The organism is Merdimmobilis hominis (assembly GCF_016901855.1).
In the GTDB taxonomy this organism is placed as follows: Bacteria; Bacillota; Clostridia; order Oscillospirales; family Ruminococcaceae; genus Paludihabitans.
On sequence record NZ_JACJKY010000052.1, the window covers coordinates 1 to 1,279 of the forward strand.

The 1,279-nt window shown below is 49.9% G+C and carries 2 protein-coding genes; both read left to right on the plus strand.

Features of this window, described 5'->3' with window-relative positions:
• Window positions 1–80: 80 nt before the first annotated feature.
• The gene (locus tag H6A12_RS12975) at window positions 81–365 is read left to right on the plus strand and encodes an imidazolonepropionase (protein WP_204448427.1); all 285 of its coding nucleotides are present in this window, start codon (window positions 81–83) and stop codon (window positions 363–365) included.
• On the plus strand, window positions 362–1,219 hold the full coding sequence (locus tag H6A12_RS12980; RefSeq protein WP_204448426.1) for an IS3 family transposase: 858 nt from the start codon (window positions 362–364) through the stop codon (window positions 1,217–1,219). Before H6A12_RS12975 ends, H6A12_RS12980 begins: the two co-directional genes overlap by 4 nt.
• Window positions 1,220–1,279 lie beyond the last annotated feature (60 nt).

Below are 1,279 nucleotides of genomic sequence, written 5' to 3' on the forward strand. Positions count from 1 at the left end.
TGAACCGCGCCAGAAAAAACGGACAATAGACAAATCCCCCCTGATGTAGGAAAATGGAACTACAACAGGGGGGAATTTATATGCGGAGAAGATATCAAAAAGTGCAGGAGCTTCTGCCAGAAATCAAACGGATGTTGGAGAGCGGGATGAGCCAGCGGGAAGTTGCGGAAAGGCTGGGGCTGGAGGGCGACAGACCAATCCATGACTTGCTGAAGCGGGAGCGAAAGAAAGCAAAGCAAGTCCTGCCCAAACAGAGAGGACGAAAACCCGCCAGGACGCTGCAGGAATACAAGTATGAAAATCAGCGTCTGAAAATGGAGAATGAGCTATTGCGGGATTTTATTACGCTCATGGGAAGGAAGTGAGGCCAAAGCTCAAGTATCAAGTCATTTACCGTCATCAGGGTTCATATCCGGTATCCGTCATGTGCGCAGTCTTTGGGGTATCCAGAAGCGGCTATTATGATCATGTGAAGCGCATGGATCGGCCTGAGAAGGACGCGCCGCTGGCTGCTCTGCTTCGGAAACAGCAGGAGCATTGCTTTCAAACCTACGGCTACCGCCGGATGCACCTGTGGTTGGAGCGGCAAGGCATCCACCACAATCCGAAAACCATCCTTCGGATCATGAAAAAATACGGCCTCTTGTCTGAAATTCGGAGAAAACGCAAGTGGAAGGCCCTGGGGCAGCAAGTTCATAAATATCAGAATTTACTCAACAGGGAATTTCATGCAGACAGACCCAACAGCAAATGGGTAACCGATATTTCTTACATCCAAACCAGGCAAGGTGTGCTGTATCTGTCCATGATCCGTGACCTCTACGACAACAGCATCGTGGCTTACAAGACAGGAACACAGCAGACGGTGAATCTGGTACTGGACACTATCCGCCTGGCTATGAAGCGGGAGAAAAAGGCGGTCGCTGCAGAGTTGCAGCTCCACAGCGACCAGGGCTTTCAATACACATCCCAAGCATATTTCCAGCTGACTAAACAATACGGCATTACGCCGTCTATGTCAAGAAAAGGCAATCCTTATGACAACGCGATGGCGGAGAATTTCTTTTCCATCCTCAAAACAGAATGTATTTACCGCCACAAACCGGCCACTTTCGCCGAAGCATACGAGATGATCGACCGGTATATCCATTTTTACAACCACGACCGCATCCAGTACAAAACAGGAGTGGCGCCGCTCACGCTCCGCCACTCCTCCTAAAACTCAATATTTTCCTACCAGGGGCTTTTTTCTCCTGTCCGCTCAATCTGGGGCAGTTCA

Coding starts and splice junctions, on each gene's coding strand:
- H6A12_RS12975 (WP_204448427.1), top strand. CDS start 81: ATGCGGAGAAGATATCAAAAAGTGCAGGAGCTTCTGCCAGAAATCAAA.